This window comes from uncultured Massilia sp. (assembly GCF_913773735.1).
Taxonomy (GTDB): domain Bacteria; phylum Pseudomonadota; class Gammaproteobacteria; order Burkholderiales; family Burkholderiaceae_D; genus Telluria.
Map to the genome: position 1 here is coordinate 20391 of NZ_CAJYEB010000051.1, position 26230 is coordinate 46620.

17 protein-coding genes are annotated in these 26230 nt (G+C 68.8%); 9 read left to right on the forward strand and 8 right to left on the reverse strand.

Going from position 1 to position 26230, the window contains the following annotated elements:
• Nucleotides 1-55 precede the first annotated feature (55 nt).
• From QZ749_RS25465 to QZ749_RS25485, 5 genes are all read right to left on the reverse strand, one after another.
• Nucleotides 56-652, reverse strand: coding sequence for a hypothetical protein (locus QZ749_RS25465; protein ID WP_296953255.1), 597 nt, complete (start codon nt 650-652; stop codon nt 56-58).
• A gap of 126 nt (nt 653-778) precedes the next feature.
• Nucleotides 779-982 (reverse strand): SlyX family protein, encoded by a 204-nt coding sequence (locus QZ749_RS25470; protein ID WP_296953257.1) that lies wholly within the window; start codon nt 980-982, stop codon nt 779-781.
• Nucleotides 983-1055: 73 nt separating this feature from the next.
• Complete coding sequence (locus tag QZ749_RS25475; protein WP_296953259.1) at nt 1056-3227, reverse strand: DUF4214 domain-containing protein; 2172 nt, start codon at nt 3225-3227, stop codon at nt 1056-1058.
• 289 nt (nt 3228-3516) lie between these two features.
• A complete protein-coding gene (locus QZ749_RS25480) occupies nt 3517-5577 on the reverse strand; it encodes a UvrD-helicase domain-containing protein (protein WP_296953260.1) in 2061 nt (686 codons plus the stop codon).
• Between the two features lie 106 nt (nt 5578-5683).
• Entirely contained in the window at nt 5684-6565 is an 882-nt protein-coding gene (locus QZ749_RS25485; protein WP_296953262.1) for a hypothetical protein, read from the reverse strand.
• A gap of 178 nt (nt 6566-6743) precedes the next feature.
• On the opposite strand from QZ749_RS25485, the gene QZ749_RS25490 reads away from it, so the two are divergent.
• Nucleotides 6744-7229: an SRPBCC family protein gene (locus QZ749_RS25490; protein WP_296953263.1), complete on the forward strand. Its 486-nt coding sequence runs from the start codon at nt 6744-6746 to the stop codon at nt 7227-7229.
• Between the two features lie 114 nt (nt 7230-7343).
• Here the strand turns inward: QZ749_RS25490 and QZ749_RS25495 are convergent, their stop codons facing one another.
• The 3 genes from QZ749_RS25495 to hemE form a co-directional block, all read right to left on the reverse strand.
• The gene (locus tag QZ749_RS25495; protein ID WP_296953265.1) at nt 7344-8792 is read right to left on the reverse strand and encodes a dihydrolipoyl dehydrogenase; all 1449 of its coding nucleotides are present in this window, start codon (nt 8790-8792) and stop codon (nt 7344-7346) included.
• 77 nt (nt 8793-8869) lie between these two features.
• Nucleotides 8870-10876: a primosomal protein N' gene (locus QZ749_RS25500; protein ID WP_296953267.1), complete on the reverse strand. Its 2007-nt coding sequence runs from the start codon at nt 10874-10876 to the stop codon at nt 8870-8872.
• A gap of 562 nt (nt 10877-11438) precedes the next feature.
• Nucleotides 11439-12536, reverse strand: a complete 1098-nt coding sequence (gene hemE / locus QZ749_RS25505; protein WP_296953269.1) for a uroporphyrinogen decarboxylase — start codon at nt 12534-12536, stop codon at nt 11439-11441.
• 126 nt (nt 12537-12662) lie between these two features.
• On the opposite strand from hemE, the gene QZ749_RS25510 reads away from it, so the two are divergent.
• The 8 genes from QZ749_RS25510 to QZ749_RS25545 all read left to right on the forward strand — a co-directional run.
• A complete protein-coding gene (locus QZ749_RS25510; protein ID WP_296953271.1) occupies nt 12663-14615 on the forward strand; it encodes a S9 family peptidase in 1953 nt (650 codons plus the stop codon).
• Nucleotides 14612-18775 (forward strand): DEAD/DEAH box helicase, encoded by a 4164-nt coding sequence (locus tag QZ749_RS25515; RefSeq protein WP_296953273.1) that lies wholly within the window; start codon nt 14612-14614, stop codon nt 18773-18775. The genes QZ749_RS25510 and QZ749_RS25515 overlap by 4 nt, the downstream gene beginning before the upstream one ends.
• Nucleotides 18776-18886: 111 nt before the next feature.
• Nucleotides 18887-20767 (forward strand): DUF885 domain-containing protein, encoded by a 1881-nt coding sequence (locus QZ749_RS25520; protein WP_296953275.1) that lies wholly within the window; start codon nt 18887-18889, stop codon nt 20765-20767.
• Nucleotides 20768-21118: 351 nt separating this feature from the next.
• Nucleotides 21119-22261: a methyl-accepting chemotaxis protein gene (locus tag QZ749_RS25525; RefSeq protein WP_296953277.1), complete on the forward strand. Its 1143-nt coding sequence runs from the start codon at nt 21119-21121 to the stop codon at nt 22259-22261.
• 12 nt (nt 22262-22273) lie between these two features.
• A complete protein-coding gene (locus tag QZ749_RS25530) occupies nt 22274-22642 on the forward strand; it encodes a response regulator (RefSeq protein ID WP_296953278.1) in 369 nt (122 codons plus the stop codon).
• A gap of 61 nt (nt 22643-22703) precedes the next feature.
• Entirely contained in the window at nt 22704-23003 is a 300-nt protein-coding gene (locus QZ749_RS25535; RefSeq protein WP_373896856.1) for a lipid asymmetry maintenance protein MlaB, read from the forward strand.
• On the forward strand, nt 23000-25021 hold the full coding sequence (locus tag QZ749_RS25540; protein ID WP_296953283.1) for a chemotaxis protein CheA: 2022 nt from the start codon (nt 23000-23002) through the stop codon (nt 25019-25021). Before QZ749_RS25535 ends, QZ749_RS25540 begins: the two co-directional genes overlap by 4 nt.
• Before the next feature lie 44 nt (nt 25022-25065).
• On the forward strand, nt 25066-26230 hold a 1165-nt coding region (locus tag QZ749_RS25545), incomplete at its 3' end, for a methyl-accepting chemotaxis protein (protein ID WP_296953285.1).

Sequence of the window (26230 nt, forward strand, 5' to 3'; positions counted from 1 at the left end):
CACTCTAGCACAAGCGCCGGCGCGCGTACCCGGCCGCAATCCAGGCCCGCGTTCCTCACCCGCCCATCCCCGCTTCCGGCATGACCAAGCCGGCGATGGCGACCAGCCAAGCCAGCGCGCCGAGGCCGATCCACAGCTTGTTGGCGCCCGTGAGCCGGTCGTTCGCGCGGCCGTCCGGATCGCCGCAGGCCAGGTTGACCATGCGCTGGGCGTGCAGCAGCAGGAACAGCAGCGGGAAGATGCAGGCGATCGACACCACGTCGCCGGCCGTGCCGCCGACCAGGCGGTCGATCACTTCCGACAGCACCATCCACGCGACGGCGACGGTGGCGTGCCAGCCGCTGTGCCAGCGCGCGACGCGCGGCACGTGGCGGCCGTGCGCCTTCACCCTGGCGAACAGCGCATGCGTGAAGAACATCGGGAAGATCGCGCGCTGCACCGGCCAGATCGTGGTGCCGAACATGCTGGCGCGCGGATGCCGCCCCTTGTACAGGTCCCAGTGCTTGTAGAACCAGTAGAAGGTGTAGAGGGTGAAGGTGGCCAGGTACAGGATCGCCAGCTTGCGCCGCGACACCACGTAGAACATCGGCGGCAGCGGCGCGTCGTGGAGGACCGGCGTGTCGTCGGCCGGCGCGGCGCTGCTGGTTGTCATGGCGTCCTGTTCCTTGCTGTCGAGGACTGCACGATGCCGCAGCGCTGCCCGTTCGTCAACAGGTCGCTCCGGCAGCCGTTTCCGGCCGGCGCCTGCCCGGCTGCCCGGCCACCCGGAAGCGGCTGCTCAATAGTGCGGCGGGCGCTCGTTGACCGGCCCCTGGCCGTTGTCGCGCAGCGTGCGCACGTGCTCGGCCAGCTTGGCGACCAGCGCCTCCAGCTGGTCGATGCGGCGGCCCTGCTCGTAGACGGTGCGGTTGAGCGTGTCGACCAGGTTTTCCTGCTCGCTCAGCTTGATTTCGATGTCGATGAAGCGGTTTTCGTCGCTCATGGTGTCTCCGGACGCGCAAATGAAAAGAGCCGCATTATGCCTGCGGCTCCCGTCCCCGTGCCGGACGACGCGTTCAGCCGACGTGGTAGGGCACGTACTTCATGCCGTCCTGGATGCTGCCGATCACCTGCGCCTGGTTCTCGGCGCTTTCGCTGAAGGCGACGATCACGTCCACGCGCGAGGTGCCCATGCCGAGCGAATTCATCCAGAAATCGTAGCCCGCGCCCTCGGCGGTGCGGTGCAGCACGTTCGTGTACAGCCTGGTGACGAACTCGGCGTCGGTCGGCGCCGTGCCGTACTGCTGGTCGAACTCCTTCTGGTGCATGAACAGGTCGGCCAGGTTCTTCAGCGTGTAGCTGGTGTCCATGGCCGAGATCCAGTAGCCCAGGCCGGCTTCCTCGGCCGGGCGCCCGAACACGGCCTGGTACAGGCGGTAGATCTGGCCGGCATTGCCGTCCACGTCCAGCGCGATGTTGCCGTCGCTAAACTCCAGGCGCTCGACGTTGAGCACCGCGTCGTGGCCGCCGTTGCCGGTCTTGTCGGTCACGCCATAGCCCCAGACTTCCTTGGCCACCGTGTAGTTGCTGCGGGTGCCGGCATACACGACGGTGTCGAGGCCGGCCTGGCCGTCGATCGCGTTGTCGCCGGCGCCCGGGGCGACCAGGCGGTCGTTGGCGCCGGTGCCGGCCAGGTTCAGGCTGCTGTCCACCGTCAGCGTCAGCAGCGTGTCGGCGCTGGTCGCGTTGCCGGCCTTGTCGATCGAGACCGGGCGCAGGCTGTACTGGCCATTGGGCAGCGGCGACGTGGCGATCGACCAGGTGCCGTCGGCGCCGACGGTCGCGTGCGCGATGTCGAGCGCGTCGTCGAGGGTGGCGCCCAGGCGCCACAGCTGGATCTCGGTGCCGGCCTCGCCGGTGCCGCGCAGCGTGGCCGTGTTGGCGCCCGAGAACGACAGCGACGCTGTCGGCACGATCGGCGCGGTGGCGTCGACGTTGAACGAGGCGATCGCGCTGGACGTCGAGGTATTGCCGGAAGCGTCCGTCGCCACGGCGTAGATCTTGTAGCCCAGGCCATCGGCGAAGGCATCGAGCCTGGCGGTCCACAGGCCGTTGGCATCGGTGACGGCGGTGCCGACGAGCAGGTTGTCGGTCGTGTAGATCTTGATCGTGGCGTTGGCCTCGGCGCTGCCGGTGACGCTCGGGTTCTTGTTCGACACGTAGCCGTTGCCGTTCTGGGTCACGACCAGCTGCGGCGCGGCCGGCGGCGTGGTGTCGCCCAGCACCGTGTCGGCGCGCACCGCGCCGTCGCCGCCGAACTGGTACAGCTCGACCGAGCGCAGGATGTCCGTGCCGTCGATCCCATCCTTGCTGGTCACCTGCACGTCGCCGTTGGCGAGCTGGCTGAAGGTGTAGTTGCTGCGGGCACCGCGGAACACTGCGGTATCGGTTCCTGCTCCGCCATCGATCATGTCATTGCCTCCGTCTCCTTCGAGTTTGTCGTTGGCGGCCGTACCCGTCAGGGTGTCGGCGCCGCCGGTACCGGTGATGTAGCGTCCGCCCGTGGTCGAATTGATGCCCAGGGCGCCGCGCAGCCCGTCGCCGCCGTACAGCCAGTTCAGCGCGGCGATGTCGTACTGCTGGAACGTCGCGTACGGGCCGCCGGCGTCGGTGTACGACATCAGCGTGTTGGCCGTGTTGTCCTGCGCCGGCGGCAAGTCCGTCGCGTTGCCGTTGATGATGTCGAACGGGTGCTTCAGGCCGAGCGCATGGCCCAGCTCGTGCAACAGCGTCTCGTAGCCCTGGGTCCCCGGGGCCAGGTTCATGTTCTGGGCGCGCCATTCGACGTTGTCCAGGTAGACATAGGCGTCGGCCGTATAGCTGCTCACCAGGTTGCCGCTGTATTCGTAGCTGCTGTGCCAGCTGCACAGGCCCGTGACATTGCTCGGCGTCAGGTTCAGGTTGCACAGGTGGACGTCGGCGTCGTTGCCGTTCGCCGTCTCGACGAACTGGATGCCGGTCAGGCTCGACAGATAGGCGAGCGCGCTGCGGGTGGCGGCCTGCTGGGAGGCGGTGAACGCTTCCTGGCCCGTGGTGTTCGCTTCGTTGCCGGCGGCGATCGAGAAGGTGTAGCGCAGGACATTGTCTGCCGGCGTAAGGAAATTCCAGTCGGGACCGCTGTCGAGCAGCGCGTCGATGTGTCTCAGCCCGGACAGGGGGATCGTCGTGATATCGGAAATGGTTGCCATGCGGAATAGTCGGGCTGCTTGCAGCGCTGCGCGGACCGGGATGGGATCCACGCAGGTTGCTTTATTGAAATTGATTGTGACAAAGTCACCTCAGGAAAGTATTTCCCGCGCAACAGTTGAAGTCAAATAAGAATTTCAATCGTGCGCACCCCTTGCCAGCCCATCAAGGCTTATGCGCAACGCATGATGACGTACATACATCGAATCATGGTGCAAAGACATTGAACAGCCGGCAGGGACGCCGCCCGGCAACCGGACGCGCGCCCGGTAGGGCGCGCGTCCCGTCGCGTCACGCTTTCGGCGTGGCCAGCAGGGCCTTGAGGTTGGCCAGGCGTTCCTTGGGGCTGAGGATTTCGTTTTCCTTCGGCGGCGCGTCGCCGACGTCGAGCGCCATCTCCTTGATGAAGCGCGACGGATCGCAGTGGACCAGCTCGCCCGCGCGCTTGCGCTTCTTGCACCAGGTGACGTGCAGCGTGCGCTGGGCGCGCGTGATGCCGACGTACATCAGGCGCCGCTCTTCCTGGATGCGCGCGGCGATGCGCTCGATCGGGTCGTCGACGTCGCCCTTGTGCGGCAGGATGCCCTCCTCGCAGCCGACCAGGTAGACGTGCGGGTACTCCAGGCCCTTGGACGCGTGCAGCGTGGACATGCGCACGGCGTCCGGCTCCTCGTCCTGGCCTTCGAGCATCGACATCAGCGCCACCATCTGCGTCAGCTCGAGCAGGTTCTTCTCTTCGCCGTCGCGGTCGCGCCCGCCGCGCCCGCGCTCCTTCAGCCAGTTGACGAATTCCAGCACGTTCTGCCACTTGCCCTGCGCGGCCCGGTCGTCGAAGTTCTCGTACAGGTAGTGCTCGTAGTTCATCTCCTTCATCATGTCGTCGAGCAGCTCGGCGGCGGCGTCGCCGCTGCCGGACGGGCCGGGACGCGTGGCGCGCGATTCCAGCTCGTTGATCCAGTGGCAGAACTCGCGCAGCGGGATCAGCTGGCGGTCCTGCAGGCGCGCCTCGATGCCGCCCTTGAGCGCGGCTTCGAACAGCGAGCAGTTCCACTGCTTGGAGAATTCGCCCAGCGCCTCGATGGTCGCCATGCCGACGCCGCGCTTGGGCGTGGTGATCGCCCGGATGAACGCCGGATCGTCGCCCTCGTTGGCGATCAGGCGCAGGTAGGCGATGATGTCCTTGATCTCGGCCTTGTCGAAGAAGCTCTGGCCGCCCGAGATCGTGTACGGGATGCGCTCCTTGCGCAGCGCCTGCTCGATCACGCGGGCCTGGTGGTTGCCGCGGTACAGGATCGCGAAATCGGACCACTTGTTCTTGCGCTGGAAGTGCTCGGTGGAGATCAGCATCGCGACCTGGTCGGCCTCGGTCTCGTCGTTCGGCATGCCGGACACCTTGATCGGCTCGCCCAGGCCGTGCTCGGACCACAGCGACTTCTCGAACAGCTTCGGGTTGTTGCCGATGACGGCGTTGGCCGCCTGCAGGATGCGCGTGGTGGAACGGTAGTTCTGCTCCAGCTTGATGACGCGCAGGTCCGGGAAGTCGGTCTGCAGGGTCTTGAGGTTTTCCACCGACGCGCCGCGCCAGGCATAGATCGCCTGGTCGTCGTCGCCCACCGCCGTGAACATCGGCTTCTTGCCCAGGCCCGTCACCAGCAGCTTGACCAGCTCGTACTGGCAGGTGTTGGTGTCCTGGTACTCGTCCATCAGCAAATAGCGCAGGCGCCGCTGCCAGCGGTCGCGGATCGGCTCGTTGTTGCGGAACAGTTCCACCGGCAGGCGGATCAGGTCGTCGAAGTCGACGGCCTGGTAGGCCTGCAAGGTCGCCAGGTAGCTGCGGTAGATGCGGCCGGCCTGGGCCTCGTCCTCGTCCTGGGCGTTGTTGATGGCGTCCTCGGGGTCGACCAGGCCGTTCTTCCACAGCGAGATGGCGTTCTGGATGCGGCGGATTTCCTGCTTGTCGGTGGTCATGGCCAGGTCGGACACGATCGTGTAGCAGTCGTCGCTGTCCATGATCGAGAACTTGTCCTTGAGGCCGACGCCGGCCGCTTCCTGGCGCAGGATCTTGACGCCCAGCGAGTGGAAGGTGGACACCGTCAGTTGCTTGGCCTGCTTGGGCTGCTTGAGCAGCTTGCCGATGCGCTCCTGCATCTCGAGCGCGGCCTTGTTGGTGAAGGTCAGCGCGGCGATCGTGCGCGGATCGTAGCCGCGGTGCTCGATCATGTAGGCGATCTTTTGCGTGATCACGCGGGTCTTGCCCGAGCCGGCGCCGGCCAGCACCAGGCAGGGCCCGTCGAGATAGAGCACGGCTTCGCTCTGCGGTCCGTTGAGGCCGAAATTCGGGGTGGTAGACATGGGAAATTTCCGGAAGGACAGCTCTGCATTGTAGCGAAGCTTGTCCCGGTGCTGAAGTCCGGCAACGCAGCGCGTGCCGGCGGCGTGGTGCGGCGTGGTCGGCCGGCTAGCGGTAGCGCTCGACGTACTGCGCGGCCAGGTCGTCGATGTGCGGGGCGTAGCGCGCCAGTTCGGCATCGGTGCCGGGCGACTGCCAGTCGTCCTTCCAGGACATGACGCCGCCGTCCGCGAACGTCACCCGGGCGAAGGCGGCGCCGTCGCGGCGGTAGTCGGCCACCACGCCCCAGTGGAAATCGCGCCGGTAGGCGCGGCGCAGGTTGCCCAGGCCGAAATCGACGACGAGGCGCTCGTCGATCACGCACACCGCGTGGCCGTCGATCTGGCCCGGCTTGGCATAGCCGGGGCTGCCCAGCAGGAAGGCATTGTCGCCGTTGCGGACTTCGGCATGGCCGGAGACGATGCGCGCCGCGCGGCCGTGCAGCTGGGCCAGCCGGCGCACGAGGGAGGCCACCAGGAAGCAGGCGGCGCCGTAGTTGTGCAGGTACAGCCAGCCGAGGTCGTGCATGCGGTCGTACAGCAGGCGGCCGAAGTCGGCCGATTCGGGATCGTCCGACTGCACCAGCAGTTGCCGGCCGCGCAATTCGCCGCGCACGATGAAGACGGTGTCGAACGCCTGGCCGTAGCGCTCCAGCATGCCGAGGAAGCGTTCGGTGGCGCGCACGACGATGCCGGCATCGGCGTCGCGCGCCAGCGTCACCAGGCCGTGCTGCTGGAAGCGCGCCAGCTGCCGCTCGACGACCTCGGCCGGATACGGCAAGCCCTGGGCCAGCGCGGCCAGGGTCAGCGGCTGGCCGGCGGCGACGTCGTTGCCCAGCTTGATGAACAGGTCGTAGCCAGGCATCGAATCGGTGCCCGGCACGTTTTCGACGACCCAGTTACGCAACTGGACGACGCTTTGCAGGATCGGCGGGACACGGTGCAAGGACATTGTAAATACTCAATAAAAATCACGTCACAATTCACCAGTGTGCGCGATATGTCCCGCAATTGAAATGTAAAAAAGATATGGTGCGCGACATTTCCATGGGGCCGCGCCACGGCGGCGCGCGGGATGCGTTACCATCGGCCTGTGGGCGCCCCGCGCCATGGCATCCGAGATAAACGACATGAAATTTGAACACCTGATCGAGATTAACAACCCGCTCAACCCGCTGGCCGACACCATGACCCGCGAACAGTTGTGGCGCGGGCTGGTATTGCGCGCCGAGGACCCGAAGCTGTTCGTGCCGCACCTGGACGAGTGCACGATCGGCGAGCGCACCAGCGGCACCTTCGCGCGCCGCCTGCGCTACGGCGAACTGGTCATCGACGACACCGTGCACCTGGCGCCGCTGCACGAAGTGCGCTACGACGTGCCGGCCCAGGGCGACATCGCCGCCTCCTCGCTGGTGATGCGCATCGAGGCCCCGGGCGACGCCATGCTGCTGGTGCGCTTCATCTACGACGACGGCAATCCGGACGCCGGCGACGAGATGGGCAGGATGTACGAGGACTTCAAGAAGTCGGCCTACCAGGAGGCGGACATCGATACCGTCAAGATCGTGCGCCAGCTGGCGGCCGAGGGGAAGCTGGACGCCAGTTACCTGAACTGAGTCCCGTCGCCCCGGCGCAGGCCGGGGCCCAATTTCCATGCACGCGTAAAAATTTTCCCCCGGCCTGCGCCGGGGCGACGGCTCCGGACCGGCGAACAAACACGGCCCTGCCCCCTACGTCCCCGGCTCCACCTCGTCCGGATCGACGTCGCTGGTGCCCTTGACGATGTTCGCCGCCAGGTCGCGCAGCGCCGTGCGCACGCCCTCTTCCACCACCGGGTGGTAGAACGGCATCTCCAGCATCTGGTCCACGGTCAGGCGCGCCTGCACGGCCCAGGCCAGCAGGTGGCCGATGTGTTCGCCGCGCGGCGCGATCATCTCGGCGCCCAGGAAGCGTCCCGTCACGTATTCCCCGTACACCCGCAGCATCCCCTTGTTCTGCAGCATGACCCGGCTGCGGCCCTGGTTCTCGAACGAGACCTGGCCGACGGCGAACTTCGGCTTGCCGGGCGCGCACAGCGCCTGGTAGCTGGCGCCCAGGGTGACGACGTTCGGCTCGGTGAAGGCGGCCGTCAGCGCCGTGCGGCGCAGGCCGGGGCGGATGTCGGGGTAGCGGCCGGCATTGTCGCCGGCGATCTTGCCGTGGTCGGCCGCCTCCGGCAGCACGGGCCGTTCCTGGTTGGCGTCGCCGGCGATGAAGACGTGGCTGTTCCCGCACTGCATGGTGCGCGTATCGAACAGGGGGATGCGGTCCGGCCCCAGCGCCAGGCCGCTGTGCTCGAGGCCGATGTCGTCCACGTTGGGCCGGCGTCCGGCCGCCTGCAGCACGTACTGGAAGCGCGCGCAGCGTTCCTCCCCGCCTTCGCGCGTGCACAGCACGATCTCGTCGCCGTCCTGCTCGGCCTTGACGATCTCGGACTGGAAGTGCAGGTCGAGTTCCTCGCGCAGCACGCGGCCCGCCTGGCGCAGCACCACCGGGTCGGTCAGCTGCGCCACGCTGCCGCCGCGCGCGTACACGCTGACCCGCACGCCGAGGCGCGCCAGCGCCTGGCCCAGCTCGAGGCCGATCACGCCGGAGCCGATCACGGCCACCGAGCGCGGCAGGTCCTGCCAGTCGAACACCTCGTCGCTGGTGATGACGCCCGGCCCGGCATCGGCCAGCACCGGCAGGCGGGTCGGCGTGGAACCGGTGGCGATCACGATGCGCGCCGCCGCGACCTCGGTGCGCTCGCCCCCGTCGTCCTCGACGCGCAGCAGGTGCGGCTCGACGAAGCGCGCGTGGCCGCGCAGCTTGTCTTCGGCGGGGATGGTGTCGACGCCGTCGAGCACGAAGCCGACGAAGCGGTCGCGCTCGCGCCGCACGCGTGCCATCACCGCCTCGCCGTCGATGCGTTTTTCTCCCGGGTGCACGCCGAAGCCGGGAGCCAGGTCCAGCATGTGCGCGGCCTCGGCGGCCGCGATCAGGAGCTTGCTGGGCATGCAGCCCACGCGGGCGCAGGTGGTGCCGTACTGGCCGCCCTCGATCAATAGCGTGCGCGCGCCCTGCTGCACCGCCGCGCGATAGGCCACCAGGCCCGCCGTGCCGGCGCCGATGACTGCGACATCGACCTCCAGTTTCCGCATCGTGTTCTCCCCTTGTTGGCTTCCATGACGATACGCTCATTTTGCCTGTTCGGCATGAAGCATGCCGCTTTCCCGGTTCAGATATCGAGCGGATCGACTTCCAGCGACCAGCGCACCCGGGTCTTCATGGCGCGCAGCGCGTCGACCCAGGCCCCCAGGAAGGCCTGCAGCGCCGGGCGCGAATTCGACTCCACCAGCAGCTGGGCGCGGTCGACGTTGTGCACGCGCGTCATCGTCATCGGGATCGGATCGTTGATCACCACCGCCTCGGACGGCAGCACGTCGCGCGCCGCCTCCAGGAAGGCGATCGCGCCCGCCAGTTCGGGCGCCTCGGCGCGCAGCAGGGCCTGGTACATGTACGGCGGCAGCGCCGCCTGGTGGCGCTCTTCCAGCAGGTCGCCGGCGAAGCGTTCGTAGTCGTGCCGCATCAGGGCGCCGTACAGCGGGTGCTGGCAGTAGCGCGACTGCACCAGCACCTCGGATTCGAGCCCGGCGCGCCCGGCGCGGCCCGCCACCTGCATCAGCTGGGCGAACAGGCGCTCGCTGGCGCGGTAGTCCTGCGAGAACAGCGCCGTGTCCGGATTGAGCACGCCGACCAGCGTCAGCTTTTTGAAGTCGTGGCCCTTGGCGACCATCTGGGTGCCCACCAAAATGTCGACGTCGCCGCGGTGCACGGCGTCGAACGCGGCCTGGGCGCTGCCCTTCAGGCGCGTGGAATCGGCGTCGATGCGCAGGATGCGCGCCTGCGGGAACAGCGCCTGCAGGCCCTCCTCGACGCGCTGGGTGCCGCGTCCCAGCGGCTGCAGGTCGATGTTGCCGCAGGTCGGGCAGGCGTGCGGGATGCGCATCTCCAGGCTGCAGTGATGGCAGCGCAGGCGGCGCTCGGGCCGGTGCAGCACCATGAAGGCGGTGCAGCGCGTGCAGTTGCTGATCCAGCCGCAGGCGTCGCAGCAGATCACGGGCGCATAGCCGCGCCGGTTCAGGAACAGCAGCGACTGCTCGCCCCGTTCCAGGCGCGTGCGCAGGGCGTTCAGCAGCGCCGAGGTCAGTCCTTCCTTGGGCTTGTCGCGCTCCATGTCGACCAGCTTCACGCGCGGCAGCACGGCGTCGCGCACGGCGCGCTCGCGCAGTTCGAGGCGGCGGTAGCGCCCCGTCTGCGCATGGTGCCAGCTCTCCAGCGAGGGCGTGGCCGAACCCAGCACGATGGGGATGCCCAGCTGGTGCGCGCGCCATACGGCCAGGTCGCGCGCCGAGTAGCGCAGGCCTTCCTGCTGCTTGTACGAGGGGTCGTGTTCCTCGTCGATGACGATCAGTTTCAGGTGCGGCAGCGAGGACAGGATCGCCAGGCGCGTGCCCAGCACGATGCGCGCGCGGCCCTGGTGCGCGGCCAGCCAGTGCAGCATGCGCTCGCCCTCGGACAGGCTGCTGTGCAGCGTGGCCAGCATCACGCCCGGGAAGCGCGCGCGGATGTTCGCTTCGAGCTGGGGCGTGAGATTGATTTCCGGGACCAGCACCAGGATCTGGGCATCGGCGTCGCGCGCCAGCACCTGGGCGCAGGCCTGCAGGTAGACCTCGGTCTTGCCGCTGCCGGTGACGCCGTACAGCAGCATCGGGCTGAAGCCCAGCGCGCCGCCGATGGCGTCGGCGGCCTGCTGCTGGGCCGCGTTCAGGACCGGCATGTCGACCGGCGCCGGGTCGTGCGCATCGGGCAGCCTGGCCAGCTTTTTCAGGGCGCGGTCGAGCGCCACCGTGCTCGCCAGGCGCAGGTTCTTCGGCAGGCCCGGCATCGCCACCTCGCCCAGCGGGCGGTGGTAGTAGTCGGCGGCGAAGCGCGCCAGCGCCAGCCATTTGCCGGACAGCGGCGGCAGCTGGCCGCGCACGGCCAGCGCATCCTTGAGCTTGTCCGCGGGCACGTCGCTGTCCCGCTTGACGGCGACGATGACCCCGACCGCCTCGCGCCGGCCGAAATTCACCAGCGCCAGCTGGCCGACCAGCGGTTCGGCGCCGGGCTCGCACGACCAGCGGTAGTCGAACACGCTGTCGAGCGGCGTATCGAGGGCGATTTGCAGGATGCAGGAAGCCAAGCGGGGTCCTTGTCGGGAAACGGTGAAGCTGTGGAAAACTGTGGAAAACTTTGTGGAAAATGGAAAACTTGACCGTGGAGAAGGTTTACGTTAGCTCAAAGCACTTGGCAATTCCTCAATGCCACAAAAAAATTTTCCCTATGAATTCAATGACTTGTGCAAACGCGTCGTGGGGCGGCGGAATCTGCCATCGCTCGCGCGCTTCTGTGCATAACTGGGCATTTCCGGTGAAAAACTCAAGCGCAGTGCAGCAAAATCTTGAGGCAACACTTGAAGAATTCTCGTAAACCCCGGTAAACCAAGCACTTTTCGGGATTATTCACAGAAGCTGTGCATAACTTTGTGAACAAGGGCCGGCAAACCGCGGTGGACAACTTGTTCCGGCCCTTGCGGCGCCCCCGTTCAGCACCGCCCTGTCGCGATAAAATCCAATACTATCAATGACTTATCGAATTCCATCCAGCACTGTATGTTTGCACAGCCTGCCTGGCCCGGGCGCGATGTTTTGTGAATAAGTGGGTTTTGCACGCGCGCCGTGCAGCGGCACGGCGTGCCGGAAGGGTCAGGCCGCGCGCTGGCGGCGGCTGAAGGCGTGGACCGCTTCGACCATCGCCGTGACCGATTCCGGCGGTGTGAACTGCGAGATGCCGTGGCCGAGGTTGAACACGTGGCCATGGCCGGCGGACGGGGTGCCGTAGCTGGCCAGGGCTTTTTCCACTTCGGCGGCCACCTGTTCCGGCGCGGCGAACAGGATCGCCGGGTCCAGGTTGCCCTGCAGGGCGACGCGGTCGCCGACCAGGGCGCGCGCGCGGCCCAGGTTCACGGTCCAGTCCAGGCCGAGGGCGTCGGCGCCGATGTCCGCCATCTCGTCCAGCCACAGGCCGCCGCCCTTGGTGAACACGATGGCCGGGATGCGCACGCCGTTGCGGATGATCGCGCCCTCGTTGCGCTGCAGCTGCGCCAGCACCTTCTGCATGTAGGCGAGCGAGAACGCCTGGTAGGCGCCGTCGGCCAGCGCGCCGCCCCAGGAGTCGAAGATCATCACGGCCTGGGCGCCGGCGTCGATCTGGGCGTCCAGGTACTGCGCCACCGCGTCGGCGTTCACCTGCAGGATGCGGTGCATCAGGTCCGGGCGCGCGTACAGCATCTTCTTGACGGTGTGGAATTCGCGCGAGCCGCCGCCTTCGACCATGTAGCAGGCCAGCGTCCACGGGCTGCCCGAGAAGCCGATCAGCGGCACGCGGCCGTCCAGCGCCGTGCGGATCTGGGTGACGGCCTTGAAGACGTAGTCGAGCGACGCCATGTCGGGTACGTGCAGCCGCGCCACGTCGTCCTCGGTGCGCACGGTGCGCTCGAACTTCGGGCCTTCGCCGTCCTCGAAGTACAGGCCCAGGCCCATCGCGTCGGGCACCGTCAGGATGTCGGAGAACAGGATCGAGGCGTCCAGCGGATAGCGGTCGATCGGCTGCAGCGTGACTTCGGTGGCGTAGTCCGGATTCTTGGCCAGGCCCAGGAACGAGCCGGCGCGCGCGCGGGTGGCGCGGTATTCCGGCAGGTAGCGCCCCGCCTGGCGCATCAGCCACACCGGCGTGTACTCGGTCGGCTGGCGCAACAGCGCACGCAGGAAGGTGTCGTTCTGGAGCGGGGCAAATTGTGGCATGGCTGACAATCCGTGAAAGGAAATCGGGGGCAAACCTCTATTATCGCACCCCTCGCGCCCGCACTGCCACCTTTGCCTTTCATGCGTGCGACTTATAATGCCCTTTTCATCCAGCCAGGACCGACCATGACCGACGCCTCCCGCAAGCAAGCCGCGCCCTGCGGCACCTGGACCTCCCCGATCACCGCCGGCGTCGTCGCGGCGGGCTCGTCGCCGCTGTCGCAGGTGATGCTCGACGGCGCCGACGTCTACTGGCTGGCCGGCCGCGCCAGCGAAGGCGGCCGCAATACGCTGCTGCGCCGGCGCGCCGGCCGCACCGAGGAACTGACCCCCGCCCCGTTCAACGTGCGCACCCGCGTGCACGAATACGGCGGCGGCGCGGCGCTGGTGGCGGACGGCACGGTCTGGTTCTCGAACTTCGCCGACAACCGCATCTACCGCATCGCGCCGGAAGGCGGGGAACCGCAGGCCGTGAGCGCCGGCGGCGCCCTGCGCTACGCCGACTTCGTGCTGGACCGGGCCCGCGGCCGCCTGGTGGGCGTGCGCGAGGACCATGCGAATGGAGACACCTACCCGGTCAATACCCTGTGCGCGCTGGGCGCCGACGGCGCCGAGACCATCCTCGTCGAGGGCAACGATTTCTATTCGTCGCCGCGCATCTCGCCGGACGGCCGCCACATCGCCTGGCTGAGCTGGGACCACCCGCGCATGCCCTGGCAGCGCACGGAACTGTGGCTGGCCGAGATCGCGGACGACGGCACGCTGGTCGACGGCCGCATGATCGCGGGCGGGAGCGAGGAACACGGCGGGGAAGCCGTGGTGCAGCCGGAATGGTCGCCGGACGGCATGCTGTACTTCGTGTCCGACCGCGGCGGCTGGTGGAACCTGTACCGCTACGACCATGGCGTGGTGCACGCGCTGTCCCCGCGCAACGCCGAATTCGGCAGCCCGCACTGGGTGTTCGGCAACAGCATGTACGGCTTCCTGTCGGCGGGCGAGATCGCCTGCACCTATATCGAGGACGGCGTCAGCCGCCTGGCGCGCATGCAGGTGGCCAGCGGCGCCCTGCTGCCCATCGACGTGCCCTACCAGGAAATCCGCGAGCTGAAGGTCGCCGGCGGCGCCATCGCCTTCCTCGGCGGCGCGCCGACGCTGGCGGCGGAACTGGCGCGCCTGGACCTGGCCCAGGGCACGCGCGAGGTGCTGGCGCGCTCGATCGAGACCTTGCCGCCCGTCGGCTACCTGTCCATCCCGCAGAGCATCCGCTACCCCAGCGCGGACGGCCGCACCGCCCACGCGTTCTACTACGCGCCGAACAACGCCGACTACGCGCCGCAGCCCGGCGAGCTGCCGCCGCTGATGGTGATCGGCCACGGCGGCCCGACCAGCATGGCGCCCAGCACCCTGAAGCTCGCGATCCAGTTCTGGACCAGCCGCGGCATCGCCGTGCTCGACGTGAACTACGGCGGCAGCAGCGGCTTCGGGCGCGCCTACCGCGACCTGCTGGAAGGACGCTGGGGCGTGGTCGACGTCGAGGATTGCGTGGCCGGCGCCCGCTACCTGGCCGACCAGGGCCTGGTCGACCGCGAGCGCCTGGTGATCCGCGGCGGCAGCGCCGGCGGGCTCACCACGCTGTGCGCGCTGATCTTCCACGACGTGTTCAAGGCCGGCGCCAGCTACTACGGCGTGTCCGACCTGAAGGGGCTGGACGCCGACTCGCACAAGTTCGAATCGCACTACAACGACTACCTGATCGCGCCGAAGGAGCGCGCCGACGCCGTGTACGCCGAGCGCTCGCCGGTCAACCATGCGGACAAGCTGCGCCGCCCGATGATCTTCTTTCAGGGCCTGGACGACAAGGTGGTGCCGCCGCCGCAGTCGGAAGTCATGGTCGAGGCGCTGCGCCGGCGCGCGCTGCCGGTCGCCTACATGACGCTGGAGGGAGAGGGCCACGGCTTTCGCAAGGCCGACAGCATCGTGCGCACGCTGGAAGCGGAACTGGTGTTCTACCTGCGCGTGTTCCGCATCCCCGTGCCCCCTGGCCTGCCGGCGCTCGAGATCGAGAACCTGCCTGCATGAATGACGAGGTGCTGCACGCGCTCGTCGACGCCCGTACCACGCTCGACAAGCTGATCCTCGCGCTGCTGGCGCTGGCCGGCGAGCCGCTGGGCCGGCGCCGCATCCACGAGCACCTGGCGCCGCTGGAAGCGAGCGGCCGCGAGGACGACCTGGCCGAGCCGCTGGAGCGCCTGCGCGCCGACGGCCTGGTCGCCGAACTGCCGTCGCGCGGCTACGCGGTCGCCCCGGACTGCGCCTGGCCGGCGCTCGCCTGGGCGCTCAGGTCGCGCAACTTCCATCCGCTGCGCGAGGTCTACCAGCAGGTCACGCCGCTGCGCACCGACTGGCAGGGCACGCCCATGCTGCGCAGCTACCGCCAGGGCGTGGCGCTGCTGCGCATGGCGCTGCTGGCCGGCGACGGCCCGCGCGCGGTGGCGCCGCTGCTGGCCGCCTGCCTGCGCTGCCACGAGGCCGCCTACCTGCATCCGCTGGTCGACATCTGCGCGCGGCCGTTCGCGCCCGACCTGATGGAGCGCATCAACGGCGCCGTGCGCGACGACGTGCTGGAGGTGCTGGTACGCCACGTCCAGCGCGAACCGGCCCTGGCGCCGCCGGTGCGCGCCTACGCCGAGGAGCACGTGGCCCAGGGCGGCGCCTCGATGGGCCTGCGCACGGCGCTGGCCGAGCACCTGGTGCTGTGCGGGCGCCTGGACGCCGCCGGCGAACTGCTGGCCGACCTGGACGAATCGGCCACGCTGTATTTCCGCAGCCTGCTGCAGCTGCTGCGCGGCGATGCCGGGCCGGCGCTGGCCGGCTTCGACAAGGCCCTCAAGAGCCTGCGCCGCGAGACCGGCAAGCGCAAGGCCGTGTTCGAGGGCATCGGCGGCCACCTGTACGTGACGGCCCTCCTCGCCAGCGCCGACCCCAAGCACGCCAAGGCGGTCGACGCCTACCTGGACGGCGCCACGCGCGCCGTCCAGGGCCACGACACCGCCGTCTACCAGCAGCTGTCGATGCTGCGCCAGATCCGCGGCGGCACCGTCGACGCCGAGGTGCTCCCCACGCGCAACTGGGAAAGCGCGCTGCAGCCGGTCATGTTCCGCGCCCTGCTGCACTGGTGGCTCGGCCTGCCGCAACTGCAGGAGCGGGCGCACCTGCTCGCGCAGCAGTTCGACGTGGCCGAGGCGGCCGGCTTCGACTTCATCGCCGCGCAGCTGGCCTCGGTGCTGGGCCAGCTCGGCATGGTCGGCATGGAAAAGCGCGCGGTCGCGCTGCGCCAGCAGCACCGCTTCGTCGACCTGGCCCTGTGGTTCGAGCGCGAGCAGCCGTGGGAGCGGCAACTGAACGCCCTGATCAACCTGCAGCCGGCCGTCAACGTCGAAGTGGTGCGGGAATCGCGCCTGGCCTGGCTGGTGAGCTGGGATCCGCACCTGGGCGTGCGCGAGATCGAGCCGCGCGAACAGAAGCGCGACGCCCAGGGCGGCTGGAGCCGCGGGCGCGCCGTCGGCCTCAAGCGCCTGGCCGAGGAAGCGGCCAACCTCGACTTCCTCACCGCCCAGGACGTGCAGGTGGCGGCCGCCATCGGCGCCTACCGCTATTACACCGGCACCGGCACGCGCTACGAATTCGACCTGGACAAGGCGGTGGCCGCGCTGGCCGGCCACCCGCTGCTGTTCTGGATGGATTCCCCGGGCACGCGCATCGAGCTGCTGCCGGGCGAGCCGCAGCTGACGGTGCGCGCCGGCGGCGGCAAGGTCACGATCGCGCTGCAGCCCGCCCTGCACGAGCGCCAGGGCGACGTCGTGGTCACGCGGGAGACGCCGACGCGCCTGCGCATCGTGGCCATCCGCGACGAGCACCGCCGCATCGGCGCCATCGTCGGCGACGGCCTGGTGGTGCCGCTGGAGGCGGAACGCCGCGTGCTGCAGGCGATCAGCGCGATCTCGACCATCGTGACGGTGCAGTCGGACATCGGCGCCAGCGCGGCCGACATCGAACAGGTGGCGGCCGACGCGCGCCTGCACGTGCACCTGCTGCCCTACCAGCAGGGCCTGCGCATCCGGGTGCTGGTGCGCCCGCTGCCGGACGCCGGGCCCTACTTCCGGCCGGGCGACGGGACCGCGAGCGTGATCGCCGACCTGCAGGGCGTGCGCACCGAGGCGCGGCGCGACCTGGACGCCGAGCGCGAGGCCGAGCGCCGGCTGCTGTCCGACGTCCCTGCCTTCGAGCAGGCCGAGGACGAGCACGGCGAATGGCTGCTGGCCGCGCCCCTGCACTGCCTGGAACTGCTGGCGGCGCTGCAGGAATGCGATCCCGGCCAGGTGGTCGTCGGCTGGCCCGAGGGCGAGTCGTTCCGCGTGTCGAAGAAGCTGACGTCGCAGTCGGTGCGCCTGCAGATCCGCCGCGACAAGGACTGGTTCGCCGCCAACGGCGAGGTGCAGGTCGACGAGCACAAGGTGATGGACCTGCGCGAGCTGCTGGCGCGCGTGCGCGAGGACCGCTTCGTCGCGCTGGGCGACAACCAGTTCCTGGCGCTGACCCACGAGCTGCACCGGCGCCTGCTCGACCTGTCGGCCTACAGCGACGCCGACGACGAGGCGCTGCGCGTGCATCCGCTGGCCAGCTTCGCGCTGGAGGAGCTGGCCGGCGAGGCCGGCGCCGTCGACGCCGACCAGGCCTGGCGCGCGCACCTGGCGCAGATGCAGGCCAATGCCGACTACCGCCCGCAGCTGCCGAACACGCTGCAGGCCGCGCTGCGCGACTACCAGGTCGAGGGCTTCGAATGGCTGGCCCGCCTCGCGCACTGGGGCGTGGGCGCCTGCCTGGCCGACGACATGGGGCTCGGCAAGACGCTGCAGGCGCTCGCGCTGGTGCTGGCGCGCGCGCCCGGCGGCCCCACGCTGGTGGTGGCGCCGACCTCGGTGGCGACCAACTGGATGGCGGAAGCGCAGCGCTTCGCGCCCACGCTGGACATGCACCTGTTCGGCCCGGGCGAGCGCGCCGCGCTGCTCGAGAACGCCGGCGCCTTCGACGTGGTGGTCGCCAGCTACGGCCTGCTGCAGCAGGAGGCGGCGCTGTTCGCGCGCGTGCGCTGGCATACCATCGTGCTGGACGAGGCCCAGGCCATCAAGAACGCGCACACGCGCCGCTCGCAGGCCGTGATGGCGCTGCGCGGCGACTTCCGCATGGTCGCCACCGGCACGCCGCTGGAAAACCACCTGGGCGAATTGTGGAACCTGTTCCGCTTCATCAACCCGGGCCTGCTCGGCACCAGCGACCAGTTCCAGCTGCGCTTTTCCGGCCCCATCGAAAAGGCCTCGGACAAGCGCGCGGAACTGGCGGCGCGCACGCGCCTGCGGCGCCTGACCCAGCCCTTCATCCTGCGCAGGACCAAGGCGCAGGTGCTGTCCGAGCTGCCGCCGCGCACCGAGATCGTGCTGCCGGTGGAACTGAGCCAGGAAGAGCGGGCGCTGTACGAATCGCTGCGCCGCGAGGCGCTAGAGCGCATCGCGGCCCTCGAGGCGCCCCAGGGCCAGAAGCAGATCCAGATCCTGGCCGAGATGATGAAGCTGCGCCGCGCCTGCTGCAATCCGGAGCTGGTCGCGCCCGGCGGCGGCATCCGCAGCAGCAAGCTGGACACCTTCGCGCGCCTGGCCGACGAGCTGCTGCAAAACCGCCACAAGGCGCTCGTGTTCAGCCAGTTCGTCGACCACCTGACGCTGATCCGCAGGCACCTGGACGAGCGCGGCATCCGCTACCAGTACCTGGACGGTTCCACCCCGATGCACGAGCGCAAGCGCCGCGTCGACGCGTTCCAGGCCGGCGACGGCGACCTGTTCCTGATTTCGCTGAAGGCGGGCGGCGTCGGCATCAACCTGACGGCGGCCGACTACGTGATCCACATGGACCCGTGGTGGAACCCGGCCGTCGAGGACCAGGCGTCCGACCGCGCCCACCGCATGGGCCAGCAGCGTCCCGTGACGATCTACCGGCTGGTGGCGCGCCACACGATCGAGGAAGGCATCGTCGACCTGCACCGCCACAAGCGCGACCTGGCCGACAGCCTGCTGGAAGGCAGCGACGCCGCGGCGCGCATGTCGCCGGCCGACATGCTGGCGATGCTGCAGGCGGGACTGGCGGGCGGACGCCCGCCCGCGCCCGCCGACTGGCCGTCCGTGTGACGTATTGTTTCAGGAGGCCGCAAGGCGGGCGAATGGTGCTAACCTGACGCCCCCGCCGCGTGCCCATCCATACGCGCGCCATCTGGCCCATTATCCTTACAGGCAGATCCCATGATGAAATCGAAAATCGCGCTTGCCGTCCTGCTGACCAGTATCGCACTGGCCCCGGCGAGCGCACGCACCAAGCCCGCCAAGGCCAAGACCGGCAGCAGCGCCAAGGCCAAGCCCGCGAAAGCCAGGGCGCCCGCCAAGGGCAAGCTCGCCAAGGCCGCGCCGGCCGCCGCCGCCGTGGCCGCCACGGCGGCCAGCGCCACGCCGCAGAACCGCAACGACCGCTTCATGGACACGCAATCCATGCAGTTCATCACCGCGCTGTGGCGCATCGATCCGGAAGCCGGCATCGGCGTCGGCAAGTTCGACGCCGCCGCGAAGCTGACGCTGCCCGACCCCGCCACGCGCGCGAAGAAGCTGGCCTTCATCGACGAGTGGCTGGACAAGTTCGGCAAGCTGAACGCCGACAAGCTGGCGCCCAACCAACGCACCGACCTGGCGTTGCTGCTCAACGAACTGAAGTCCGAACGCTGGCGCCTGACCGTGCTGCGCGAGTACGAATGGAACCCGGCCCGCTACAACGTGGCGGGGGCGTTCGACCAGATCCTGAATACCGACTACGCGGCCAAGCCGCAGCGCCTGCGCACGATCCTCAAGCGCCTGGCCGACGTGCCGGCCTACTACCAGGCCGCCCAGGCCTCGCTGGTGAATCCGACGCGCGAGCACACCCGGCTGGCGATCTCGCAGGCGCCGGGCACGCTGGTCGTGCTGGCCGACCTCGGCAAGGCGGCCCAGGAATCGATCCTCAGCCCGCAGGAAAAGGCGATCTTCGCCCAGCGCGTCGCCAACGCAGGCAGCGCCGTGCTGGCCTGGGTCGATTACCTGACCGCCCTCGACAAGCGCCAGAGCGAGGCGGGCACGGCGCGCTCCTTCCGCATCGGCAAGGACCTGTACGAGCAGAAGTTCGCCTTCGAGATCCAGTCCGCCAACACGGGCGAGCAGACGTACCGCAAGGCCCTGGCCGCGCGCGACGAGCTGCTGAACCGCATGGATACGCTGTCCGACCAGTTGTGGGACAAGACCATGGGCAGCGCCGCCAAGCCCGCGGACCGCTACAAGAAGATCGGCATGGTGATCGACAAGCTGTCGCTGCAGCACACCACGCCCGCCAACTTCCTGCCCGAGATCCGCCGCCAGATCCCGCTGCTGCAGGACTACGTCATCAAGCACAACCTGGTGTCGATCGATCCGAGCAAGCCGCTCGAGGTGCGCGAGACGCCGCTGTACCAGCGCGGCGTGGCCGGCGCCAGCATCGACGCGCCCGGCCCGTACCGCCCGAAGGACAAGACCTACTACAACGTCACCCCGCTCGACGGCCTGACTCCCGAGCAGGCCGAGAGCAGCCTGCGCGAGTACAACGACTGGATGCTGCAGATCCTGAACATCCACGAGGCGATCCCCGGCCACTACACCCAGCTGATGAACGCCAACCGCTCGCCCTCGCTGGTGAAGGCGCTGTTCGGCAACGGCGCGATGGTCGAGGGCTGGGCCGTGTACGGCGAGCGCATGATGCTCGAATCCGGCTACGGCGACAATGCGCCCGAGCTGTGGCTGATGTGGTGCAAGTGGAACCTGCGCAGCGTCTCCAACACCATCCTCGACTACAGCGTGCACGTGCTGGGCATGACGCGCGAGCAGGCGCTCGACCTGCTGGTGCGCCAGGCCTTCCAGACGCCGCAGGAAGCCGCGGAAAAATGGAAGCGCGCGCAGCTGTCCTCGGTGCAGCTGACCAGCTACTTCAGCGGCTACAGCGACATCATGGAGTTGCGCGAGAAGCGCAAGCAGCAGCTGGGCGAACGCTTCGACCTGAAGCAGTTCCACGACCAGTTCCTGGGCTACGGGAACGCCCCGGTGCGGGTCATCGGCGAACTGATGCGCTAGCGCTGGCGCTACCGGCGCCGTCCACCAGCCCCGCCTTCGCGCGGGGCTTTTTCATGCCCGCCAATTGTTAAATCCAAAGCAATGTAAATATACGTATGTCACGCCAGAAAATGCGGGATTTTTCGTTTTTACATAAAAATCAACAGTGAAATTGGCAAGTTTCTGATGCAATTTTGTGGTTTATTCGGTTCAGTCGTAAAAATTGTTTCTCAAATACTTGCGCTACAGCAACCAACTCTGCAATCATCCGCTGCAACGGTCTGTAATTCGCCGTGACACGATGCCTTGCCGGCGGTCCGACGACGCCGGCAAGGCCGCCTTCATTCCAACGACCCCGATACGGAGCGACGCGTGTTCCGCCAACGCCCCCTGCACACCTGCTTTCCCCTGTTGCTGGCCTTCGCCGCCGCCTGCGCCATCGTGCCGCTGGCGGGCTGGCAGTGGCACGGCTGGCTGATCGCCGCGGCGCTGCTGCTGGCGGCCGGCGTCCACGTCGCGATGGCCGCGCCGGCGCCCGCCGCCGCGGGGTCGGAGGCGGACGCCTATTTCGCCAGCCGCCAGGACTTCGGCGCACAGGTCGCCGAGGTGTGGACCTCGCACATCGACGCCTCGCGCACCCAGATGGAAACGGCGGTGGTGGCGCTGGTCGAACGCTTCTCGAGCATCGTCACCCGGCTCGAACAGGCGCTGGCCGCCTCCGGCGCCGCGCGCCGCCAGGAAGGCGGCAGCATCGTCGACGTGTTCGCGGCCAGCGAGAAGGAATTGCGCGCGCTGCTCGACATGCTGGCCGATGCCGCCGCCAGCAAGCAGCAGATGCTGCAGAAGATCGAAGGACTGCAGCAGGTCACGGAACAGTTGCAGAAGATGGCGGCCGACGTCGCCAGCATCGCCTGGCAGACCAACCTGCTGGCGCTGAACGCGGCAATCGAGGCGGCGCGCGCCGGCGAGGCGGGACGCGGCTTCGCCGTGGTCGCCACCGAAGTGCGCATGCTGTCCAACCGCTCCGCCGACGCCGGCCGCCACATCGCCCAGCAGGTCGGCCAGATCAGCGCGGCGATCGAGGCCACGTGCTGCGCCGCGGGCGAGTCGATGCGCGAAGAAACCCGCGCCGTGCAGGCGTCGGAACAGAAGATCGGCGGCGTGCTGGCCTCGCTGCGCGGCGTCACCGACGCGCTGGTCGCGTCGTCCGACCTGCTGCAGCAGGAAAGCGCCGGGATCCAGTCCGAGGTCGGGCAGGCGCTGGTGCAGCTGCAGTTCCAGGACCGCGTCAGCCAGATCCTGTCGCACGTCCGCCAGAACATCGCCCGCCTGCCGTCCTACCTGGACGAGCATGCCGGCGCGGCCGCCGGCACGCTGGCGCCGCTCGATCCGCGCCCGCTGCTGGCCGAGCTGGAAAGCACCTATGCGATGGCCGAGGAGCGCACGCTGCACAAGGGCGCCGCGCGTCCCGCCGTCCATGCCGCCCAGGCGGCCGAAGACCTCACCTTTTTCTAATCAGGAATTCCCATGGCAAAAACCATCATGGTGGTGGACGACTCGATCTCGATCCGCCAAGTCGTCGGCATCGCATTGCGCCAGGCCGGCTACGACGTCGTCGAAGCCTGCGACGGCAAGGACGCGCTGGCCAAGCTGACCGGCCAGAAGGTCAACCTGATCATCAGCGACGTCAACATGCCGAACATGGACGGCATCAGCTTCGTGCGCGAACTGAAGACCCGCGCCGCGTACAAGTTTACGCCGGTGCTGATGCTCACCACCGAATCGCAGGAAGACAAGAAAGAACAGGGCAAGGCCGCCGGCGCCCGCGCCTGGATGGTCAAGCCGTTCAAGCCCGAGGGCTTGCTGGCCGCCGTCCAGAAGCTGGTCATGCCCTGAGTCACCGAGCCGCAAGACACCGAACTGACGCCGGCGCCTGCCGGCTTTTCCGGAGAACCCGATGCATATTGGCGAAGCAAGCCAAGGGGCCGTCGCATGCCTGGCGGTCGAAGGCGAAATGACGATCTACCGCGCCGCGGAACTGAAGCCCGCGCTGCTGGACGCCGTGCGCGCGCATGACGCGCCGGCGTTCGACCTGTCCGCCGTCACCGAATTCGACAGCGCCGGACTGCAACTGCTGCTGGTGGCGCGACGCGAGGCGCAGCGCCTCGGCAAGCCGCTGTGCGTGAGCGCCGCCAGCCCCGCCGTGTGCGAGGTATTCGCGCTGCTCGGCATCACCTGGGAAGGAGCGCCGGCATGAACCTCGACCAGGTGATGCACACCTTCATCGCCGAGAGCCGCGAGCTGCTCGAGCAGATGGAAAACGCGCTGCTGGCCGTCTCCCACGACGGCGCCGCCGGGACCAATACCGAGACGATCAATGCGATCTTCCGCGCCGCGCACACGATCAAGGGCTCGGCCGGCATGTTCGGCCTGGACCCGGTGGTCGACTTCACCCACGTGGCCGAGAGCGTCCTGGACAAGGTGCGCGACGGCGTCGTGCCCGTCACCGACGCGCTGGTGACCCTGCTGCTGGCCTGCTGCGACCACATCGGCGCGCTGGTCGACGCGGTCGAAGGCGGCACCCTCGCCACCGACGCGGGCCTCGCGGCCGCCGGCGCGCCGCTGCTGGACGCCCTGCAGGCGCGCCTGGACGGCGCGGACGGCATGGCAGCGGCGCCGGCGCTGGCCGCATCCGGCGCCACGGCGGCCGCGGCGGCCGACGAGCAAGCGTGGACGATCTCGCTGCGCTTCGGCAACGACGTGCTGCGCAACGGCATGGACCCGCTGGCCTTCATCCGCTACCTGGGCCAGCTGGGCCGCATCACGGCGCTGGCCATGCTGGACGAGCGCCTGCCGCCGGCCGAGGCATTCGATCCCGAATCGTGCTACCTCGGCTTCGAGATCGGCTTTTCGAGCAGCGCCGGCCTGGCCGCGATCGACGGCGTGTTCGACTTCGTGCGCGACGACTGCGAGGTGGCGATCGTGCCGGTGGCCGGCGTGCCCGAGGTGAACGAGGTGACCGAGGTGTCGCAGACGCCCGACGTGCCGGCGGCGCGCGCCTGCGCGCCGGCCGAGGCCGCGCCCGCCGCGCGCGCGGCGCACGAGCCGCGTCCGCAGCAGGAACGGCGCTCCGTGCGCGTCGATGCCGACAAGCTGGACCGCCTGATCGACCTGGTGGGCGAACTGATCATCGCCGGCGCCAGCACCAACCTGGCGGCGCGCCGCGCCCAGGTGCCCGACCTGCTGGAATGCACGGCGACGCTGTCCGGCCTGGTGGAAGAGGTGCGCGACAGCGCGCTGCAGCTGCGCATGGTGAAGATCGGCGCCACCTTCAACCGCTTCCAGCGCGTGGTGCACGACGTGGCGCGCGAGCTGGGCAAGGACATCCGCCTGCAGGTGAACGGCGAGGATGCGGAACTGGACAAGACCGTCGTCGAGAAGATCGGCGACCCGCTGACGCACCTGGTGCGCAACGCCATGGACCACGGCATCGAGCCGGCCGCGCTGCGCGCCGAACGCGGCAAGCCGGCCCAGGGCACGGTGGCGCTGAACGCCTACCACGACTCGGGCAGCATCGTGATCGAGGTGTCCGACGACGGCGGCGGCCTGAAACGGGAGCGCATCCTGGCCAAGGCGGTCGAGCGCGGCCTGGTCGAACCCGGGCGCGTGCTGAGCGACAAGGAAATCTTCGGCCTGATCTTCGAACCCGGCTTCTCGACGGCGGAACAGGTGACCAACCTGTCCGGCCGCGGCGTCGGCATGGACGTGGTCAAGCGCAACATCGTCGCGCTGCGCGGCAGCGTGGAAATCGCCAGCACCGAGGGCGTCGGCACCACGGTCACCGTGCGCCTGCCGCTGACGCTGGCGATCATCAACGGCTTCCAGGTCGGCGTGGGCAAGTCCGTGTTCGTGGTGCCGATGGACATGGTCGAGGAATGCATCGAGTTCCGCGAAGCGCCGGGACGCGACTACGTCGACCTGCGCGGCCGGCCGCTGCCGTTCGTGCGGCTGCGCGAGCGCTTCGGCATGGCGGGCGCGCCGGCACGGCGCCAGAGCATCGTCGTGGTGCGCTACGGCAGCAGCCGCGCCGGCCTGGTCGTGGACAACCTGCTGGGCGAATTCCAGACCGTGATCAAGCCGCTCGGCAAGGTGTTCGCCGGCGCGCGCTTCCTGTCCGGCTCCTCGATCCTCGGCAACGGCGAGGTGGCGCTGATCCTCGACATCGCCGCGCTGCTGGCCGGCGTCGAGCACGACAGCCACGCGACGGCGGCCTGAGCGCCGATTCTTTTCGTAATACTCATTTGACCTGGAGAGCCATCGTGCTTAAGAACCTGAAAATCGGCGTCCGGCTTGGCCTTGGCTTCGGCGCGCTGCTGCTGCTGTTGCTGGCCGTCGCCCTGCTTGCCATCGGCCGCATGGAATCGATGAACAAGGCCACCGACACGATCACCGAGGACGCCTATCCGAAGGTGGTGCTGGCCAAGGACCTGATCCGCGATGCGGTGGACGTGCCGCGCCAGATGCGCGGCATGCTGTTGACCGACAACGAGGCCGAGATCGAGCGCTACCGCAAGCAGGTCGAGGCGCTGCGCGCCGACACCGTCGCGCGCCTCGCCGAGCTGACCAAGCTGGTCGCCAGCGAAAGCGGCAAGAAGCTGCTCAAGGACATCGTCGACCGCCATGCGGCGCTCGAACCGCTGTACAACCAGTTCTACGCCCTGCTGCGCAGCGACCGCAAGCGCGCCGCGGACTTCGTCAGCAGCGACGTCATGCCGGCCAACCGCGAACTGACCGAGGCCGCCGCCGCGCTGGCCAAGCACCAGGGCGACAAGATGCGCGACATGGCCGTCCAGGCCAGCCGCACCTACGACGAGACGCGCCAGCTCGTCATCGGCATGACCGCCAGCGCCGCCCTGCTGGCCCTGCTGGTCGCCAGCTTCATCACGCTGTCCGTCACGCGCCCGCTGCGCCAGGCGGTGCAGGCGGCCGACCGCCTCGCCGGCGGCGACCTGACGGTGGACATCCAGGCCAACCGCCGCGACGAGACCGGCCAGCTGCTGGCCGCGATGCGCAACATGGTCGAGAAGCTGACCCAGGTGGTCGGCGAAGTGAACGGCGGCGCCCAGTCGCTGGCCTCGGCCTCGGAAGAGGTCAGCGCCACCGCCCAGTCGCTGTCGCAGGCCGCTTCCGAGCAGGCCGCCGGCGTCGAGGAAACCAGCGCCTCGCTGGAACAGATGACCGCGTCGATCTCGCAGAACACCGAGAACGCCCGCGTCACCGACGGCATGGCCGCGCAGGCCGCGCGCGAGGCGGCCGAGGGCGGCGAAGCCGTCAAGGCCACCGTGAGCGCGATGAAACAGATCGCCAAGCAGATCGGCATCATCGACGACATCGCCTACCAGACCAATTTGCTGGCCCTGAACGCGGCGATCGAGGCGGCGCGCGCCGGCGAGCACGGCAAGGGCTTCGCCGTCGTCGCGGCCG

Excerpts from the sequence above, each read along its gene's own strand:
- QZ749_RS25515 (WP_296953273.1), top strand. The coding sequence starts at position 14,612 with ATGAATGACGAGGTGCTGCACGCGCTCGTCGACGCCCGTACCACGCTC.
- hemE (WP_296953269.1), bottom strand. The coding sequence starts at position 12,536 with ATGCCACAATTTGCCCCGCTCCAGAACGACACCTTCCTGCGTGCGCTG.
- QZ749_RS25530 (WP_296953278.1), top strand. The coding sequence starts at position 22,274 with ATGGCAAAAACCATCATGGTGGTGGACGACTCGATCTCGATCCGCCAA.
- QZ749_RS25490 (WP_296953263.1), top strand. The coding sequence starts at position 6,744 with ATGAAATTTGAACACCTGATCGAGATTAACAACCCGCTCAACCCGCTG.
- QZ749_RS25480 (WP_296953260.1), bottom strand. The coding sequence starts at position 5,577 with ATGTCTACCACCCCGAATTTCGGCCTCAACGGACCGCAGAGCGAAGCC.
- QZ749_RS25495 (WP_296953265.1), bottom strand. The coding sequence starts at position 8,792 with ATGCGGAAACTGGAGGTCGATGTCGCAGTCATCGGCGCCGGCACGGCG.
- QZ749_RS25540 (WP_296953283.1), top strand. The coding sequence starts at position 23,000 with ATGAACCTCGACCAGGTGATGCACACCTTCATCGCCGAGAGCCGCGAG.
- QZ749_RS25470 (WP_296953257.1), bottom strand. The coding sequence starts at position 982 with ATGAGCGACGAAAACCGCTTCATCGACATCGAAATCAAGCTGAGCGAG.
- QZ749_RS25485 (WP_296953262.1), bottom strand. The coding sequence starts at position 6,565 with ATGTCCTTGCACCGTGTCCCGCCGATCCTGCAAAGCGTCGTCCAGTTG.
- QZ749_RS25520 (WP_296953275.1), top strand. The coding sequence starts at position 18,887 with ATGATGAAATCGAAAATCGCGCTTGCCGTCCTGCTGACCAGTATCGCA.
- QZ749_RS25475 (WP_296953259.1), bottom strand. The coding sequence starts at position 3,227 with ATGGCAACCATTTCCGATATCACGACGATCCCCCTGTCCGGGCTGAGA.
- QZ749_RS25535 (WP_373896856.1), top strand. The coding sequence starts at position 22,704 with ATGCATATTGGCGAAGCAAGCCAAGGGGCCGTCGCATGCCTGGCGGTC.
- QZ749_RS25510 (WP_296953271.1), top strand. The coding sequence starts at position 12,663 with ATGACCGACGCCTCCCGCAAGCAAGCCGCGCCCTGCGGCACCTGGACC.
- QZ749_RS25465 (WP_296953255.1), bottom strand. The coding sequence starts at position 652 with ATGACAACCAGCAGCGCCGCGCCGGCCGACGACACGCCGGTCCTCCAC.